The organism is Affinirhizobium helianthi, assembly GCF_042680945.1.
GTDB lineage: Bacteria > Pseudomonadota > Alphaproteobacteria > Rhizobiales > Rhizobiaceae > Neorhizobium > Neorhizobium helianthi.
The window spans coordinates 1-17,442 of the sequence record NZ_JBHUEQ010000026.1 but is presented as its reverse complement, the minus strand read 5'-3'; the positions used below and the strand labels follow the sequence as shown (position 1 = coordinate 17,442).

Annotated in this window: 14 protein-coding genes; 7 read left to right on the top strand and 7 right to left on the bottom strand. The window is 58.7% G+C overall.

The genetic code is table 11. The features are described 5' to 3' along the window. Positions 1-26 precede the first annotated feature (26 nt). Together ngg and ACFSE1_RS14545 are read left to right on the top strand one after the other, a co-directional pair. A complete protein-coding gene (gene ngg / locus ACFSE1_RS14550; RefSeq protein ID WP_377402844.1) occupies positions 27-1,826 on the top strand; it encodes an N-acetylglutaminylglutamine synthetase in 1,800 nt (599 codons plus the stop codon). A gap of 11 nt (positions 1,827-1,837) precedes the next feature. Then, complete coding sequence (locus ACFSE1_RS14545; RefSeq protein ID WP_377402841.1) at positions 1,838-2,947, top strand: osmoprotectant NAGGN system M42 family peptidase; 1,110 nt, start codon at positions 1,838-1,840, stop codon at positions 2,945-2,947. A gap of 56 nt (positions 2,948-3,003) precedes the next feature. Here ACFSE1_RS14545 and iolB read toward each other — a convergent pair whose 3' ends face one another. The 6 genes from iolB to ACFSE1_RS14515 form a co-directional block, all read right to left on the bottom strand. After that, a complete protein-coding gene (iolB, locus tag ACFSE1_RS14540) occupies positions 3,004-3,813 on the bottom strand; it encodes a 5-deoxy-glucuronate isomerase (RefSeq protein ID WP_377402838.1) in 810 nt (269 codons plus the stop codon). After that, on the bottom strand, positions 3,810-4,055 hold the full coding sequence (locus ACFSE1_RS14535; protein ID WP_377402836.1) for a hypothetical protein: 246 nt from the start codon (positions 4,053-4,055) through the stop codon (positions 3,810-3,812). Before ACFSE1_RS14535 ends, iolB begins: the two co-directional genes overlap by 4 nt. A gap of 21 nt (positions 4,056-4,076) precedes the next feature. Then, a complete protein-coding gene (iolE, locus tag ACFSE1_RS14530) occupies positions 4,077-4,970 on the bottom strand; it encodes a myo-inosose-2 dehydratase (RefSeq protein WP_377402833.1) in 894 nt (297 codons plus the stop codon). 1 nt (position 4,971) lies between these two features. After that, complete coding sequence (iolD, locus tag ACFSE1_RS14525; RefSeq protein WP_377402829.1) at positions 4,972-6,792, bottom strand: 3D-(3,5/4)-trihydroxycyclohexane-1,2-dione acylhydrolase (decyclizing); 1,821 nt, start codon at positions 6,790-6,792, stop codon at positions 4,972-4,974. Continuing rightward, entirely contained in the window at positions 6,789-8,753 is a 1,965-nt protein-coding gene (locus tag ACFSE1_RS14520) for a bifunctional 5-dehydro-2-deoxygluconokinase/5-dehydro-2-deoxyphosphogluconate aldolase (RefSeq protein ID WP_377402826.1), read from the bottom strand. Before ACFSE1_RS14520 ends, iolD begins: the two co-directional genes overlap by 4 nt. A gap of 79 nt (positions 8,754-8,832) precedes the next feature. Continuing rightward, entirely contained in the window at positions 8,833-9,648 is an 816-nt protein-coding gene (locus tag ACFSE1_RS14515; protein WP_377402823.1) for a MurR/RpiR family transcriptional regulator, read from the bottom strand. A gap of 117 nt (positions 9,649-9,765) precedes the next feature. On the opposite strand from ACFSE1_RS14515, the gene iolG reads away from it, so the two are divergent. The 3 genes from iolG to ACFSE1_RS14500 all read left to right on the top strand — a co-directional run bounded on the left by iolG (position 9,766) and on the right by ACFSE1_RS14500 (position 12,544). Next, the gene (iolG, locus tag ACFSE1_RS14510; RefSeq protein ID WP_377402819.1) at positions 9,766-10,755 is read left to right on the top strand and encodes an inositol 2-dehydrogenase; all 990 of its coding nucleotides are present in this window, start codon (positions 9,766-9,768) and stop codon (positions 10,753-10,755) included. A gap of 653 nt (positions 10,756-11,408) precedes the next feature. Further along, positions 11,409-11,948: a copper chaperone PCu(A)C gene (locus tag ACFSE1_RS14505; protein ID WP_377402816.1), complete on the top strand. Its 540-nt coding sequence runs from the start codon at positions 11,409-11,411 to the stop codon at positions 11,946-11,948. Further along, a complete protein-coding gene (locus tag ACFSE1_RS14500) occupies positions 11,945-12,544 on the top strand; it encodes an SCO family protein (RefSeq protein ID WP_377402813.1) in 600 nt (199 codons plus the stop codon). The genes ACFSE1_RS14505 and ACFSE1_RS14500 overlap by 4 nt, the downstream gene beginning before the upstream one ends. A gap of 146 nt (positions 12,545-12,690) precedes the next feature. Here the strand turns inward: ACFSE1_RS14500 and ACFSE1_RS14495 are convergent, their stop codons facing one another. After that, on the bottom strand, positions 12,691-14,472 hold the full coding sequence (locus ACFSE1_RS14495; protein WP_377402810.1) for a sigma 54-interacting transcriptional regulator: 1,782 nt from the start codon (positions 14,470-14,472) through the stop codon (positions 12,691-12,693). A 304-nt stretch (positions 14,473-14,776) separates the two neighbouring features. Between ACFSE1_RS14495 and ACFSE1_RS14490 the strand changes: the two genes are divergently transcribed. Together ACFSE1_RS14490 and ACFSE1_RS14485 are read left to right on the top strand one after the other, a co-directional pair. Then, the gene (locus tag ACFSE1_RS14490) at positions 14,777-16,249 is read left to right on the top strand and encodes a benzaldehyde dehydrogenase (RefSeq protein ID WP_377402807.1); all 1,473 of its coding nucleotides are present in this window, start codon (positions 14,777-14,779) and stop codon (positions 16,247-16,249) included. A 66-nt stretch (positions 16,250-16,315) separates the two neighbouring features. Then, positions 16,316-17,083, top strand: a complete 768-nt coding sequence (locus ACFSE1_RS14485) for a coniferyl-alcohol dehydrogenase (protein WP_377402804.1) — start codon at positions 16,316-16,318, stop codon at positions 17,081-17,083. The last annotated feature ends 359 nt before the right edge of the window (positions 17,084-17,442 follow it).

The following is a 17,442-nucleotide window of genomic DNA, read 5'->3' as shown; positions in this document are numbered from 1 at the left end:
AGAAGCCCAAGACGTTTGAAGAGGCAATGAACATGAGCACCAAGGCGACAGAACGCGCCCAGCGTTTTCGCAGCGAAAAGGCCGTAGCCCACCGTCTGAAGCGCAAGCGTTTCGAATCTCTTCGCAGCGGCATTACCCACGAGGAAGGGCCGGAAAATTCCGCCTGCATCGATTGCGGCTGGGGGCGTCTGATCTTCGCGCAGACCTTCGACGATAGCGCAGAACTGGTCGCAGCCCTTCGTGAAGAAGCCCCGGAGCACCGCGATATCGCCGTCTATGTCGGCGATCCGCATGTTCTGCTGGCCGAAGCGCCGCAGGAAATCTTCCTCGACCCCTCGCACACGTTCCGGCTGGAGCTTTCCACCTATCGGTCGGGCCGTCGCCAGCCCAAGGGGTTCTTCGTGCGCCGCCTCACCTCGGAGGCCGATGCCCGCGCTGTCAATCGCATCTATTCTTCCCGCGGTATGGTGCCGGTTCGCCCGGATTTCTTCTGGACCAATCGCGACAACCGGGCCATCACCTATCTGGTGGCAGAGGATGAGCAATCCGGCGAAGTGATCGGCACCGTCACCGGCATCGATCACATGCGCGCCTTTTCCGATCCTGAACAGGGTTCCTCGCTCTGGTGCCTCGCCGTCGATCCGCAAGCCCGCCATGCGGGCATCGGCGAAACGCTGGTGCGACGGCTGGGAGAGCACTTCAAGGCGCGTGGCAATGCCTTCATGGATCTGTCGGTCCTGCACGACAACGCACAGGCAATCGCGCTTTATGAAAAGCTCGGCTTTCGCCGCATCCCGGCCTTTTCCGTCAAACGGAAGAACTCGATCAACGAGCGGCTCTATGCAAGCCCGCTGGAAGCCTATGACGCGCTGAACCCCTATGCGCGGCTGATCGTGGACGAGGCCCGCCGCCGCGGTGTGCATGTGGAAATTACCGATGCGGAAGGCGGTTTCTTCCGGCTGTCGCATGGCGGACGCTCGGTCCATTGCCGGGAAAGCCTTTCGGAAATGACCTCCGGCGTGGCCATGTCCATTTGCGATGACAAGGCCGTCACACGCCGCGTCGTGGAACGTGCCGGGCTGATTGTGCCGGAGCAGATGACGGCCAGCGATGATGAGAAGGCGCTCTGCGCCTTTCTGGAACAGCATGGGCGCGTGGTGGTGAAGCCTGCGCGTGGTGAACAAGGCCGTGCCGTAGCCGTCGGCCTCTCCAGCCTAGACGAGGTCAAGACCGCCATCCAGGCCGCACGCGAAGTGTGTGATCGTGTCTTGATCGAAGCCTGCTTCGAGGGCGAGGATCTTCGTCTTGTCGTCATCGATTTCAAGCTGGTGGCTGCGGCCGTGCGCCGCCCGCCGCATGTGGTGGGCGATGGGCGTACGACCGTGCGCGCGCTGATCGAGCGCCTGTCGCGCCGCCGTGCTGCCGCAACCGGAGGCGAAAGCACCATTCCCATCGATGGGGAAACGGAACGCTGCCTGCAGATGTCCGATCTTATGCTGGACGATGTTCTGGAAGAAGGCCGGGAGGTCGCGGTTCGCAAGGCCGCCAATCTCCATACCGGCGGCTCTATCCATGATGTGACCGAGATCGTACATCCACGTCTGGTGGAGGCGGCAATCAAGGCAGCTCGTGCAATCGATATTCCGGTGGTCGGCATCGACTTCATGGTGAAGACACCGACCGAGCCTGACTATGTCTTCATCGAAGCCAATGAGCGCCCCGGACTTGCCAATCACGAGCCGCAGCCAACGGCGGAACGGTTTCTCGACCTGCTGTTTCCCCTCTCCGGCCACCGCGCAGCGCGCAATGCACTGGGTAAGCTGTGACGGACAGAGCCATGCATGTTACGATCGATGAAGCCTATCTGCTTGAACAGCTGAAGGCGCTGCTCGCCATCGACAGCCCCACCGGCTACACCGATGAAGTGGTTCTGCACTGTTCCCGCGAGCTTGAACGCCTGGGGCTGAGGCCTGAATTGACACGGCGGGGAGCCATTCGCGCCGTTCGGCAGGGAAGCCGCAGGGCCGGAGCACGCGCCATCGTCTCCCATGTCGATACGCTCGGTGCGCAGGTGAAAGCGATCAAGGAGAACGGGCGTCTGGAGCTGGTGCCCATCGGCCATTGGTCGGCCCGTTTTGCCGAAGGTGCCCGTGTCACCATCTATGGCACGCAGGGCATTCACCGCGGCACGATCCTGCCATTGAAAGCTTCAGGCCACACCTTCAACGATGAAGTGGATGCGCTTCCCGTAGGCTGGCCTTATGTGGAGGTTCGTATTGATGCAATCACCCGCACCGCCGAGCAAACGCTAAAGCTTGGAATCGAAGTCGGCGACATCGTCGCCATCGATACCGGGTGGGAGTTTCTTGACAACGGCTTCATCAATTCCCGCCATCTGGATGACAAGGCAGGTGTTGCCATTTCTCTTGCCGCCATCGAGGCACTGGAACGCGCCGGGGCCCATACGCCGGTCGACACCCATTGGCTCTTTACGATTGCGGAGGAAGTGGGCGTGGGAGCATCCTCCATCGTCACAGCCGACATCGCCTCCATGCTGACCATCGATAACGGCACAACGGCACCGGGGCAGAATTCTTCGGAATTCGGCGTAACCATCGCCATGGCAGACCAGACCGGGCCGTTTGACTTTCACCTGACCCGCAAACTTGTGGAGCTTTGCAAAGAGAACGACATTTCCTACCAGAAGGATGTGTTCCGCTATTACCGATCCGATTCAGCATCCGCCTTGGAGGCGGGCCACGATATCCGAACCGCACTTGTGACCTTCGGTGTGGATGCCTCGCACGGCTATGAGCGCATCCACAAACATGCACTGACTTCGGTTGCGCAGCTGGTCGCGGCTTTTGCAGTCAGCCAAGTGAAAATCGGTCGCGATGCCAATGAAATCTCCGGGCCGGAAGGTTTCACGCATTTACCGCAGCGATAACAAAAAAGCCGGGTGAAGGAGAAACACCCGGCCTGTTCGCGCAAAATGACCCGATTTTACGGATTGTCGCGTTTGAATATCCAGTCATGGTCCGGATGGTTCTGGAAGCGCCATTTGCGCATGGGACCCGCCATGACGTTGAGATAATACATCTCGTATCCGTAAGGCGCGCCGCACGGATGATGCCCCTTCGGCACCAGCACCACATCGCCGCTGGAGACAGCCATGGTCTCGTCCAGAGAACCGTCTTCCGTGAAGACACGCTGGAAGCCGAAGCCCTGCTCAGGGTTCAGGCGGTGATAATAGGTCTCTTCCAGATAGGTCATGTCGGGATAGTTATCCTCGTCATGCCGATGCGGCGGATAGGATGACCAGTTGCCGGATGGCGTAAACACTTCCGTCACCAGCAGGCTATCGGCCACATCGCGATCTTCCATGGCAATGGGGAAGATGTAGCGCGTGTTCGCATTCTTGCCGCGCTCCGTCAGATTGATGCCTGCCGGACCGATGACCTTAGCCTCGCGGCCTGGCTTTGCAGGAGCCGTGCAGATGGCCAGCGTGCAATCGCTCGTCGCTTCCGCCGACCAGTCGGAACCGGCAGGCACATAGACGCAATGCGGAGGTTTCCTCTCGAACACGTTCATACGATCGCCAAGTTCACCGAAGTCCTGCCCAGAACCAGAAATTTTCGCCTTGCCTTCGACCAGAACAAGAATGACTTCCGTATCTCCGGTCTGCTCGGCGGCCTTTTCGCCCGGCTTCAGGTGATAGAGGCCGAAGCCAACATAGCCCCAGTTTGCACTTTCCGGCGTGATGTCATGCACCTTGCCGGTTTTGCCCGAAGGCTTGCGCAAAAGATTGCTCATTCCTCGTCTCCTTCCCGCCGAGCGTCAGCGGCGGCCTTCTTGGCTTGCGCCTCCGCAATCGAACGGTCGTACATGATGAGAAGTTCATAGGCGGCATAGGCTGCGGCACCTAAAAACAGAATCGCCCAACCCCACGATTGGTTCAAAGCTTCGACGCCACCCCAAAGAGCAGGCAGAACGACGGTCAGAACCCGCCGCCACTTGGGCGTGAAGAATGGATGTGTGGGATCGAGCAGCTTCAACGGCTTTTCCTTCAGAAGGGACTAAATCAGACCCGCATCCTTGGCGAAGCCCTTCAACGATTTCAAGCCGAGGCTCTGATATTGATAAGGATTGCGGACATCCGGGTCCTGTTCGGCCTCAATTACGATCCAGCCCTGATAACCGTGCTCTGCGGCAATCTTGAGAACAGGCATGAAGTCAACGCCACCTTCGGAATCGCCGGGAACGGTAAAGACGCCACGGCGCACACCTTCCAGGAAGGAGAGCTTTTCCTTGCGAACCTGTTCGGCAATGACCGGGCGTACATTCTTGGCATGGATATGGCCGACGCGGTGCATGTATTTCTTCGCCACCGCTTCCGGGTTTCCGCCGCCGAAATAGCAATGGCCGGTATCGAGCAGCAGCTTGGCGTGCGGGCCGGTGTGCTGCATCAGCTTGTCGATTTCCTCTTCGCTCTCGACCACAGTTCCCATGTGGTGGTGGTAGACCAGCGAAATGCCTTGGGAAGCCGAGAACTCAGCCAGCGCCTCGACACCTGCGCCGAACTTCGCCCAATCGGCATCCGAAAGCTTCGGGCGATCGGCCAGCGCCACATCGTCATTGCCGTGGATGGCGTTCGAGGTTTCGCAGACGATGATGACCTTGCAGCCCATGGCCTTCAGCACGTCGAGGAAGGGCTGCATGGCAGCCTTTTCCTCCTCGATTGTGTTGGTCAACAGGTTCAGCGAGTGCCAGCCGGAAACGAATTTCAGGCCGCGCGGTTCCAGAACGGATTTCAGGCCAGCCGGATCGGTCGGCAGCTTGTGGCCCTTCTCGATACCGTCGAAACCGATCTTCGCGGTTTCATCCAGGCATTGTTCCAGGCTGATATGGGCGCCGAGCGAACGGTCGTCATCATTGGACCAGGCAATCGGGTTTGTACCGAAGAGGATCATCTTAAATTCTTTCCTTCAGGGCAGCTTCATAGGCGGCACGCGCCTTGGTAACTTCTTCTCGTGTGGACACTTCCGGCACGGCCACATCCCACCAATGGCCGCCGCCCTCCGGCGTCGGGTAAGGGTCCGTATCGATGACGATAACCGTCGTCTCCGTTGCATCTCGAGCAGCCGCCAATGCGGTTTCCAATTCGGCAATAGAAGACACCTTGGAGGATTTCGCCCCCATGGCCGCCGCGTGTGCTGCAAAATCGATTGCCATCGGGCTGACATTGGAATGAGCGTAAAGATTGTTAAACTCAGCCCCGCCGGTCCCCATTTGCAGCCGGTTGATGCAGCCGTAACCGCGATTATCGGTAATCACGACTGTGATCTTCACACCCATGGCGACCGCTGTCGCGAGCTCCGAATTCATCATCATATAGGAGCCGTCGCCCACCATGACGATGACATCACGCTCCGGCTCGGCAAGCTTGATGCCAAGCCCACCAGCGATCTCGTAACCCATGCAGGAGAAGCCGTATTCCATATGATAGGAGAGCGGCAGCTTCGCCTTCCACAGCTGATGCAATTCGCCGGGCATGGTGCCCGCCGCGCACATGACAACCGTGTTATCGCGCGAGGCGCGCTGAACGGCACCGATCACCTGCATGTCGGTCGGCAGCGTATTGGCATCTGTGGGCGCTGCCGTCACGGCATCGGCCTTCTCAAACCAGCTGGCCTTGAGGCTGGCATCCGGGGCCGCAAAGCGATGATCGCCCAGCCCTGCCGAAATTTTTTCCAGGCCCGCCTTCGCGTCTGCCACCAGCGGCATCGCATCGTGCTTGGCGCTATCATAGGCCTGCACATTGAGCGCCAGGATCTTGCGGTTCGGATTTTTGAACAAAGCCCATGAGCCGGTGGTGAAATCCTGAAACCGTGTGCCGACGCCGATAACCAGATCGGCTTTTTCGGAAACGGCATTGGCGCTTTCGCAGCCTGTCACGCCAACCGGGCCGAAATTCAGCCCGTGATCCCAGGCAAGCGCCGACTTGCCAGCCTGCGTTTCGACAACCGGGATCTGATGTTTCTCGACAAAGCTTTTCAGCGTGTCCGTCGCACCGGAAAAATGCACGCCACCGCCTGCCACGATGACCGGGTTCTTCGCGGCCTTGATGGCAGCAATCGCCGCTTCCAGTTCCATCACGTCAGGCTCGGGACGGCGGAAACGCCAGGTCTTTTTCGCAAAGAAGCTTTCCGGGTAATCGTAAGCCTCGGCTTGCACATCCTGGCAGAAGGCAAGCGTCACGGGGCCGCAATCGGCCGGGTCCGTCAGGGTACGGAAGGCACGCGGCAGCGCCGTCAAAAGCTGTTCAGGCCGCTCGATGCGATCAAAATAGCGGCTGACCGGCTTGAAGCAGTCATTGGCGGAAATCGTGCCGTCCTCGAAATCCTCGATCTGCTGGAGAACCGGATCGGGACCGCGATTGGCAAACACATCGCCTGGGATGAAGAGAACCGGCAGACGGTTCACGTGAGCGAGTGCTGCCGCTGTGACCATGTTGAGCGCACCGGGACCGATGGAGGAGGTTACCGCCATGGCGCGGCGTCGGCCAAGCTGCTTGGCATAAGCAATGGCCGCATGCGCCATCGACTGCTCGTTCTGGCCGCGATAGGTGGGCAGCTCCTCGCGCATGCTATAGAGCGCCTCGCCGATACCTGCCACATTGCCGTGGCCGAAGATCGCCCAGACGCCGGCGATGTAAGGCACGCCCTCTTCGTTCAGCTGGTTGGCGAGGTAGCGCATACAGGCCTGCGCCGCCGTCAAACGGATCGTTTTCATGCCTTTCCTCCCCTAACGGCCTTTGAGCGCGCTCCATCCCAGATGTCGCACAGGCTCTTGTAGCGTGCCACCATATCCTGAACGGCGGCCTCATCCGCGATCTGCCCTGCCAGCCATTTGCGCGCCGCATCGCCGAAAATGGTGCGGCCTACAGCAAAGCCCTTCACCAGATCAAATCCAGCCGCAAGGGCAAAACTTTCCTCAAGCTCCGCCTGCGGTGCATCGAGACCCAATACCACGATGCCGCGTGTGCGTGTATCGTGACGTTCTACCGCAGCACAGGCGTTCGCCCATGCGGCTTTGGTTTTCATCGGCTCCAGCTTCCACCAGTCGGGATAGACGCCGATTTCATAGAAACGGTCGATGACCTTTGCCGTCGTCTCATCGTCGACAGCACCGACCTTCGATGGAATGACTTCCAGCAGGAATTCCAGGCGGTTGCGGCGGGCCGCCTCAAACAGGCGCTTCACCGTTTCTTCCTGTTTCTCCTTCATCTCGACCGGATCGTCGGGATGATAGAAGCAGAGAACCTTCACCACATGTTCGGCGGCCCATTCACCCAGGCCACCGCAATCCATACCCAGTTCCGGCTCCAGCGTCAGCGGGCGTGAACCCGGCCATTCGGCGGGACGGCCGATCCACAGGCCCGTTCCAGCCGCCGCATACAGCGCTTGCCTGCCAAGACGGCCATCGCAGAGAATGCCATAACCGCCCTGCCCGTTCGCAACCGTTGTTGCAGCCTGAAGGCACAGCGTTTTGAACGCGCCGATACGATCCGTCGGCACACCTGCCTCTTCGGCCATGGCTTCCAGCTGCATGCGATGATCGAAGGCGAAGACGCGCATGGTGGACCAGTCACCCTTGCGGTTGGTGGACCAGTGAACCTGCTCCAGCGCTGCATCCTTGCGCAACGCCTTGTTCTTGATGCCGGTCTTGAAGAAATATTGCAGCTCTTCCCAGCTTGGATAGGCGGGCGTGCAGCCGTGGCGCGACACCGCGAATGCACCGCAGGCATTGGCATATTTCAGCGCCGTCGGCCAATCCTCACCCGTCAGCCAGCCTTTCAGCAGCCCCGCCATAAAGCCATCGCCTGCGCCGAGCACGTTGAAGACTTCGATGGGGAAGCCCGGACCCGTCTGGCCCTTGTCGAGACTGTCGGGGATCTCCCCTTCGAAGACGGCAGCGCCCATGGGGCCGCGCTTGCAAACGAGTGCGGCCTTGGACACCTTGCGGACCGCGCGCAGCGCCTCCAGCGTATCGGTGGAGCCGCCCGCAATGTGAAACTCTTCTTCCGTACCGACAATCAGATCGAACAGATGCAGCGTGCTTTGCAGTTTGGCCGTGACTTTGGCGGATTCGACGAAGCGGCTTTCGCCATCGCCATGACCGGCCACGCCCCAGAGGTTCGGGCGGTAATCGATATCGAGCGCTGTCTTTGCGCCGTTCTCGCGCGCAAGCCTCAGCGCCTTCATCACAGCCGCTTCCGTGCGCGGATGCGACAAATGCGTGCCGGTGACCGTGACGCAGCGGGCTTCAGCAATGAAGGCCGGATCGATATCGTCTTCGCACAGCGCCATATCGGCGCAGTTTTCCCGGTAGAAGATCAGCGGAAACTGGTTTTCGTCGCGGATACCGAGCAACACGAGTGCGGTCAGCCGCTCCGGATCGGTCACAACGCCGCGCACATCCACGCCCTCGCGCACCAGCTGCTCGCGAATGAAGCGACCCATATGCTCATCGCCCACACGGGTAATCAGCCCGCTCTTCAACCCGAGGCGGGCAGCACCGGCTGCAATATTGGTGGGCGAACCGCCGATATATTTGTTGAAGGAGGACATATCCTCCAGCCGCCCACCCACCTGGGCACCATAGAGGTCAACGGACGAACGTCCGATCGTGATCACGTCGAGTGGCTTCAAGAGACCCTCCCTTTGGCCGCGAATGGAAAGTGGCGCATTCATCAGCGCGCTGCGGCACCTCCCGTGCCGCACCATAATTTTGGACTATAAATTCTATTTTTTGCGCTTTCAACACGAATATTCAGTTTCTGCGTTTCGTCCCGACAGCAGCCGAAAGCGCAATGGCAACACAGAGTGTGGCAGACAATGAACGGAAGGCGCCAAAATCCACTTCCGATACGGTTAGAATGGTCGCACCCATCTTGCGAAGCGGATTGACGGGCGTATCCGTCAAGGCCACGACAGGCACACCACGCGCCCTCACCGCCTCGACCAGATCGAGCGTTTCCGCCGAGTAAGGAGAGAAGGTAATGGCCAAGAGCGCATCGCCCGGACGAATGGCGGCGGAACTATCCAGCCTGCCTGCGACACTGTGCAGCATGGCGGGCACCTGCATCTTCTCCAGCGCATAGGCGATGTAGCTTGCCACCGGAAATGAGCGACGCAAGCCGATGATATGCACAAGCTTGGCCGCCGCCAGCACCTCAACCGCCTCCTCAAGCGCCTGCGGATCAACGGATTTCAGCAGGTTTTCCAGCGAAGCACGCCCTGCTTCGACAAATTCCGCCAAAAGACGTGGGCCGCTATGCTCCCCCATCTCCCGCAAGTGATCGAGGCGGGTGGAGTAATCCGGCCAGCCGCCGACATAGCTATCGCGAAACAGCCGCTGCATCTCGGAATAGCCGGAAAATCCCATGATCTGGCAGAAGCGCATGAAAGCCGATGGCTGCACACCCGCAGCCTCAGCCATTTCCGCCACGGTGGAAACGGCGATGCGATCTGTATTGGCCGCCACATAATCGGCACACTGCTTCAGGCGCTTGGGAAGAGAGGCGGAAACCTCCAGCAGCTTTTCCTCGAATTCCGCAACACTTGCAGGCGCGCCGCCATCCGCCATTCAATCGCCCCTTTTCCCAGCTTGACATAAATATGGCTACACTCTAGCAAAATGGAACAGATATTCCAAACGCGTTTGGAACAAAAATTCCATCGATCAGCTAGTGGAGGAGAACCCATGGTGACGAGATTGGCCCTGCTCGGTGCAGGACGTATCGGCAAAGTGCATGCAAAGGCCATCGCTTCCGACCCGCGTGCAAAGCTCGTGGCCGTTGTCGACGCCATGGAAGCCGCCGCGAAGGCGATTGCCGACGAAGCCGGTTGCGCGGTCAGCACGGTTGACGCCGTTCTGGCCAACAAGGATGTGGATGCCGTCATCATCTGCACGCCGACCAACACTCATGCGGACCTCATTGAGAAGTTCGCCCGTGCCGGAAAGGCGATTTTCTGCGAAAAGCCGATCGATCTGGACGTGGCCCGCGCCCAGGCCTGCATCGACGTGGTGAAGGAAACCGGCGCCAAGGTGATGCTCGGCTTCAACCGCCGCTTCGACCCGCACTTCCAGGCCGTGCGCAAAGAAATCGACAAGGGCACCATTGGCAAGGTCGAGATGGTGACGATCACCAGCCGCGATCCGGGCGCACCGCCGGTCGAATACATCAAGGTTTCCGGCGGCATCTTCCGCGACATGACCATTCATGATCTGGACATGGCCCGCTTCCTGCTGGGCGAAGAGATCGCTTCCGTCTTTGCAACAGGTGCGGTTCTGGTCGATCCCAAGATCGGGGAAGCCGGCGATTACGATAGCGCAAGCCTGATCCTCACCACGAAGAGCGGTCGCCAGGCGGTCATCTCCAACTCGCGCCGCGCGACTTACGGCTACGATCAGCGCATCGAAGTGCATGGCTCGCTCGGTTCGGTTGCCGCTGAAAACCAGCGTCCGGTTTCCATCGAAATCGCCAACAAGGACGGCTACACCCGCCCGCCGCTGCATGATTTCTTCATGACGCGCTACACGGAAGCTTATGCGGCGGAAATCAAGGCCTTTATCGATACGGTCGAGAACGGCGCTGCCGCTTCTCCTTCGGCTGAAGACGGCTTGATTGCCCTGAAGCTTGCCGATGCGGCTCTCAAATCTGCACAGACCGGCGCGGCTGTTAGCCTCTGATGAAATGAAAGACCCGCAGGGCCGTCCAGGCACGGCCCTGCGGGGTGCCTCGCATGCGGAGAAATTGCCGCATTGTCGTTTGACCGCCGCTCGTCTAGTTTTCGGGGCGAGAGGTTATGGATGATGAGACGCCGCAGCAGGGCTGACGTTTTCGTGCGCGTTATATGCGCCTGCGCTTTGCTGTTTCTCGGTTTTGCTCATAGGGCTCCCCCTGCCTATGCGGATCAAACGCCGTTCTCGCAGCTTGAACAACTGGTCCTGCCGGATGGCAGCCTGGCCACGCTTTGCCTGTCCGACACGCAAGACAGGCATGATGATACCCGTTTGGACAGTGCGTCGGGTTGCGAGGCTTGCCGCCTCAGCGCATCCGCCATTCTGCCGCAACCAGCGGCGGACCTGGCACCTCGACTGGCTATGTTCCGGTCGGGCCCGCTGGCACTTCGTTTCACGCTCGAGCCGTCGAGGCTGGCTCCCAATTGCGGCCCGCGTCCGCCCCCGCTCTCTTTGCAAGCTTAATTGCCTCTGGAACCTGATCTGGCCGTCTGGGGCAGATTGACGACGAGATATGCGCACCACGAAACGAAAAGCCGGGAGAAGCTTCACGCGAAGCAACGGCTCGTCACTTCAACCAATTTCCGTATTTGGACACACCTATGAAAACGAAAATTCTGGGGCTTCTGCTTGCCCTCCTCGCCTTCGCAGGCTTCAACCCGGCCTATGCCCATGGCTTCAAGGTGGGCGATCTGGAAATCGGCCATCCCTATAGCCGCGCCATGCTGCCCGGTGCAAAAGTGGGTGGCGGCTACCTCAAGATCACCAACAAGGGCGGCGATGACCGCCTTGTCAGCGTTACGACCGAGCGGGCAGCCAGCGCGCAAATTCACGAAATGCAGTTGAACGACAATGTCATGGTGATGCGCGAACTCAAGGAAGGTTTACCGGTGCCCGCCAACAGCACCGTTGAGCTGAAGCCGGGCAGCTACCACATCATGTTCATGAATGTGACCGAACCCTTCAAGGAAGGTGAAATGATCAAGGCTCGCCTCGTATTCGAGAAGGCAGGTCCCGTGGATGTGGAGTTTGCTGTCGGCCCGGCGAATGGTGGCGCAAAAACCAACGCGCAGCCTGCCCACGAGCACGGCGCGCATGAGCATGAGGGCATGGATCACGGTTCCATGGGGCATAAGCCATGAAGAAGCCGAGCCCATTTCTGCTACTCGGAGCTGGCACCGCTGCCATATTCGTTGCAGCTTTGGTGGGTGTGATGATCTGGGTCGCGGCAGACAAGCCGCGATCTGCACCCTTTGAGGCAAGCTTCAATCTTGTGGACGATCGCGGCAATCCGGTCGATCAATCGCTCTTCAAGGGTAATCCGTCGCTTGTCTACTTCGGCTACACCCATTGCCCCGAAGTGTGCCCGACAACCCTGTTCGAAGTGTCCGACTGGCTGAACGCGCTGGGACCGGATGGGCAGAAGGTGAAGGCCTATTTCTTCACGGTTGATCCCGCACGCGACACGCCGCAGGTCATGCACAGCTATGTCTCGGCCATCACCGACCGACTGACGGGCGTTACGGGATCCGAGGCTGAAATGCGCAAGGTGATCGATGGCTGGCGCATTTTTGCTGAAAAGCTGCCTAGCAGTGATGGCGACTATCACATGAGCCATACGACCTCACTGCTGCTGATCGGATCCGACGGACGGCTGAAAGGCCTGATCCCCTATGGATCTGATCGAGATGAAGCACTGGCAAAGCTGCGTGCGACCTTTCAACTGAAGGCGAGCTGACCCTCGTATTTCATCGAAAACGCCTCTTTCCATTGCCAAAAATCGCAAAGGCGCTGAAGCATGTCACAAACTTTCGGGTTTGCTGGCACGCTTTGGAGCCAGTCATGTTCGTTGTTTCCGTTTGTCTCACTGGAACTGGAAGTGTCCTAGGGAACCAGAGCGTGTTTCTTCAGCCTGTATTCCAGCTTGGCGCGGGATAGTCCCAGGCGACGAGCCGCCTCGGAAATGTTTCCCCGGGCCTCTTCCAAGGTCCGACTATAAAGCGCGACTTCAGCCGTTTGCAGGTCTTCAACAGACCGCTGCAATGGTGGCCGTTGGCTGGGGAAGGAAGTGGCATTCGCCGCACGGCTGGAAATGCGCCCTTCAGGGGTAAGTGACTGCTGCAGGATCAACGCGCTCTCACCCGCCGTGAAGAGATGCTGCAGATCAATGAAGCCTCCCGGCTCCGCAAAGATGACGCCTCGCTCAACCATATTCTGAAGCTCTCGGATATTGCCGGGAAAATTGTAGGCCAGAAGGGCATCCATCGCGCGCCGTGTAAGGCCTACAACATCCCGCCGATGCCGATCCCGGAAGAGCCGCAGGAAATGATCGACAAGCAGCGGAATATCATCCCGTCTATCTCTCAGCGGCGGAACGGGAATGGGAAAAACGCAGAGCCTGAAATAGAGGTCCTGCCTGAAACGACCTGCGCGAACTTCATCCGCCAGATCGACATTGGAGGCGGCAATAACACGAACATCAACAGATTGGGTGCGACTGCCCCCAACCCGCTCAATCACCCGTTCCTGAAGCGCCCGCAGCAATTTTCCCTGCGCCACATAACTTAGCGATCCAATCTCATCGAGAAACAGCGTTCCGCCACTCGCCCGTTCAAAATAACCGGGACGCGAGGCAACCGCCCCGGTGTATGCCCCTTTTTCGACACCGAAAAGCTCCGCTTCAACCAGCGTATCAGGTATGGCAGCACAATTCACGGCAACGAAAGGCTTTGCTTCACGTGGGCTAAGCTTATGCACTTGCTGCGAGAAAAGCTCCTTGCCGACACCTGACTCACCAACCAGCAGCACGGTTGCTTCGGTGTCTGCCACCTTTTCCACCATAAGCCGCGCCCTCAGGAAACTGGCAGACACACCCACCACCGGATCAGCACCTGCTACTGCAGCACCCAGATGGGATGCGCTGGCTTCAGACTGTTTCGTATCGGCTTGGCGACGAGATGTCCGGCGCGACCGTGGCCATTCCAGCCCCAGATAGGCGCGCTCGGGCACATCCTCGCCCCATTCCTCGGCATTCTTTCCCACCACATAGCAGCGAGAGGCCCCCATACCGCTGCATTCGACCTCCCGAAAGATGACGGGCCTTCCGAAAAGCGTGCTGGTGTACCCGCTGGGATAACCTGTCTGCATCCAGCAGACAGGCTCACCCGCGAGCCCATGGTGAGAGATGTGCTCTGCGGCTTCGGATGAATCATACCAGTAGAATTCGCCGAAATAGGTGCCCCTATTGCTGTCAAACTCGAATTGCTTCGTCTCCACTTTGACGAAGCCCTCCAGCGTATGCACCCGTGGTCCGGCAGCCAAGGCATGTGTCAGATCCTGACCTCCAAATCGCTTCTGGATCAGTTCGGCATCCCGTACGCCCTGCATATAGCCAACGCGCATGAAAATACCCTTGGCCGTCTCCATGCCGAAGGCATCAATAATCTCCTGCCGCAGGCGCCCAAGAACCTGACTTTGCATCAAGACCATGCGCTGATCGTTAAGCCAGATCCTGCCATCGCCCAAGGCAAAGTGCAGAGCCTCCGAGAGTTCTGAAAATGTCGGAGAGGCACCGGAATCAATTTCCCTGAAGGCTCCCTTGGACAGCTTCCGGGAGCGCGAAACCTGCGCAAGCGAGACAAGCTGCTCGGCCTTCATCTTCACCATCGGCTCCTCCGATTTCATAATTGCATGAAGATTTCATCAGTTGATGAAATCTTCAAGGGTCATAGCAAATCCGGCACTTCACTCGAGAAATCGGAGAAACAGTCTGGAATCAATTATCTAGCTGAAATCCAAGGGCTGTATTGCCGAGATTGTGAACCTGGCATGGCCTTTGCAATTCATCAATGTCCGCTGAGGAGGCGGTATTGAGGAGGCCACAGTTTGAGCGATGGTCTTGGGGCAGTAGCGTAAGCCCCTGCCATCCCAATGTGTGACGCCCGCAAAATAGGGATGGAGGCCCAAAACCATGAATATGCATGCAACTGGCTTTATTGACACTGCGCGATGGGCTGGCAAAGCCTATATCTCTGACTGGCAAGCAAGCTCCGCCGGTACAATTGATGTCAGCGATCCTTCCAATGGGAACATACTCGCATCGGTCGGTCTCTGCGGCCCGACCGACATTGCACGAGCGGCAAAAGAAGCAAAGGACGCGCAGAAGGCCTGGGCCAAAGCGCTTGCCTCTGAACGAGCCGCGATTTTGAATAAGGCCGCCGATCTGCTGGAGCAGAATGGTGACGAGCTTGCCAGCTGGATCATACGGGAAACTGGCTCAATCCATGCAAAGGCGATGATTGAGATCGAACACGGTGCCCTCTTCATCCGCCATGCGGCTTCGCTCGCCACGCAGCCCATGGGCATCTTCCTGTCTGGCATGGATGAGCGCACGAATTATGCCCGTCGGGTGCCACATGGCGTTGTGGGTGTCATCTCGCCCTTCAACTTTCCGCTGGTCCTGTCGGTTCGCTCTATCGCTGCGGCGCTTGCACTCGGCAATAGCGTGGTCCACAAGCCGGATCCACGGACACCCATCTCCGGCGGTATCATCATTGCGCGCATTTTTGAGGAAGCAGGCCTTCCGCGCGGCGTTCTTCATGTGGTTCCGGGTGGAGCTGATGCCGGTGAGGCGCTGTGCAGCGACCCTAACGTGGCAATGATATCCTTTACCGGTTCTGCTGGTGGCGGGGCCAAAGTCGGCGAGATTTGCGGCCGTCACCTGAAGCGGGTGCAACTCGAGCTCGGCGGCAAGAACGCCCTCATCATCCTCGATGACGCAGATCTGGACATCGCCGCATCGAATGCAGCCTGGGGCACCTTCCTGCATCAAGGGCAGATCTGCATGGCGACCGGGCTGATTCTCGTCGACGAGCGGATCGAACAGGATCTGACAGAGCGCCTGGTGGCGAAAGCCAACCGGCTACCGGCGGGAGATCCTTCCACCGGCCAGGTGGCGCTGGGACCTATCATCTCCGATGCTCAGGTCCAAAACATCCAGAAAATCGTTGATGACGCAGTTGCAAAGGGCGCAAAACTGCTGGCCGGCGGAACCCATGACCGACGATTCTACGCAGCAACCGTTCTTTCCGGCGTTAAACCTGGCATGCTCGCTTTCGAAGAGGAAATCTTCGGACCCGTCGCTTGTATTGCCTCCTTCAAGAGCGATAGCGAAGCAGTGGAGCTCGCAAATAGCTCGGATTACGGTCTCGCCGCTGGCGTCATATCCGGCAATATGGCGCGTGCCATGGCAATCGGCGACCAGCTGAATGTGGGCCAGTTGCACATCAACGACCAGACCGTAAACGGCGGCCCCTATGCGCCCTTTGGTGGACGCGGAAAATCCGGCAATGGAACCCGCGTCGGCGGACCGGCTGACATTGAGGAGTTTACCCAATGGCAATGGGTATCCGTCAAGCCGACCGCAACTCCTTACCCATTTTAAGCTCCCCGTTTCGAACGACCAAACAAAACGGACAAGCGCTGAACATCAGCAGATAGGCACCTGACCATGAATCTTTCAGGCAAAACCATTGTCATCACCGGAGTATCTTCCGGAATCGGCGGCGAAGTCGCACGCCTTGCTCGCTTCCACGGTGCGACTGTCATTGGCGTTGACCGCAACGACGCCATGCTTACACTCGATGGCTTCATCAAGATCGATCTCTCCAACAGAGCGTTGATCGATGAAGCACTCCTGCAATTTCCCGCGCGAATTGACGCCGTCGTCAATGCAGCCGGTGTGCCAGGAACAGCCGACAGAGATCTTGTCGGCCGTGTAAACTATCTTGGCTTGCGTCATTTGACGGAAAGCCTCATTGACCGCATCCCAAAGGGTGGCTCCATCGTCAGCTTTGCCTCCATTCTGGGAGCTGAATGGCCAAAGCGCGTTGAACTCCACAAGACCCTTGCGCTCACCACCACCTTTGAACAAGGGCAGGACTGGCTCTCTACCAACCCCGTCGCGCAGGACACTTGTTACCAGTACTTCAAGGAGGCACTCATCGTCTGGACCATGATGCGCAGCCAAACGCTATTCATGGAACGCGATATCCGGATGAATTCGGTAGCGCCTGGTCCGGTGTTCACACCCATCCTCGGCGACTTTGTCACGATGCTGGGCCAGGAACGTGTTCAAGCCGATGCAGGCAAGATGAAGCGCCCTGCCCTCGCCGACGAAGTCGCAGGGCCGGTGCTCTTTCTTTGCTCGGACGACGCACGCTGGGTCAACGGCATCAACCTGCCCATCGATGGAGGGCTGGCTGCTGCATATCTTTGATCACACCAGGTGCGTTCGGCCCTGTTCGCCTGACAGGCCTAGCGCTGAACGAGGGTCAGTTCTGTGAAGAAAACAGTAGCTTGCACCCTCTAGGCGAGACCCTCCCTCGTCCCACAGAGCCAGGAGAGCCCCGAAGCAAGCGCTGCTCCGGGGCTTTCTCAAGGCGCCTAGAGCTTCGGACCTCCACGGATCAAACAACCGTCATGGCCTGAGATCAACACCCAAGAATTTGGCGACCCTTCGTGGCATTGTATGCCCTTGAGGTCGTTGTTGATTTGTTTGTTTCGGATTTTTTGGTGTTGGTTGCGGGGGCAGGATTTGAACCTGCGGCCTTCAGGTTATGAGCCTGACGAGCTACC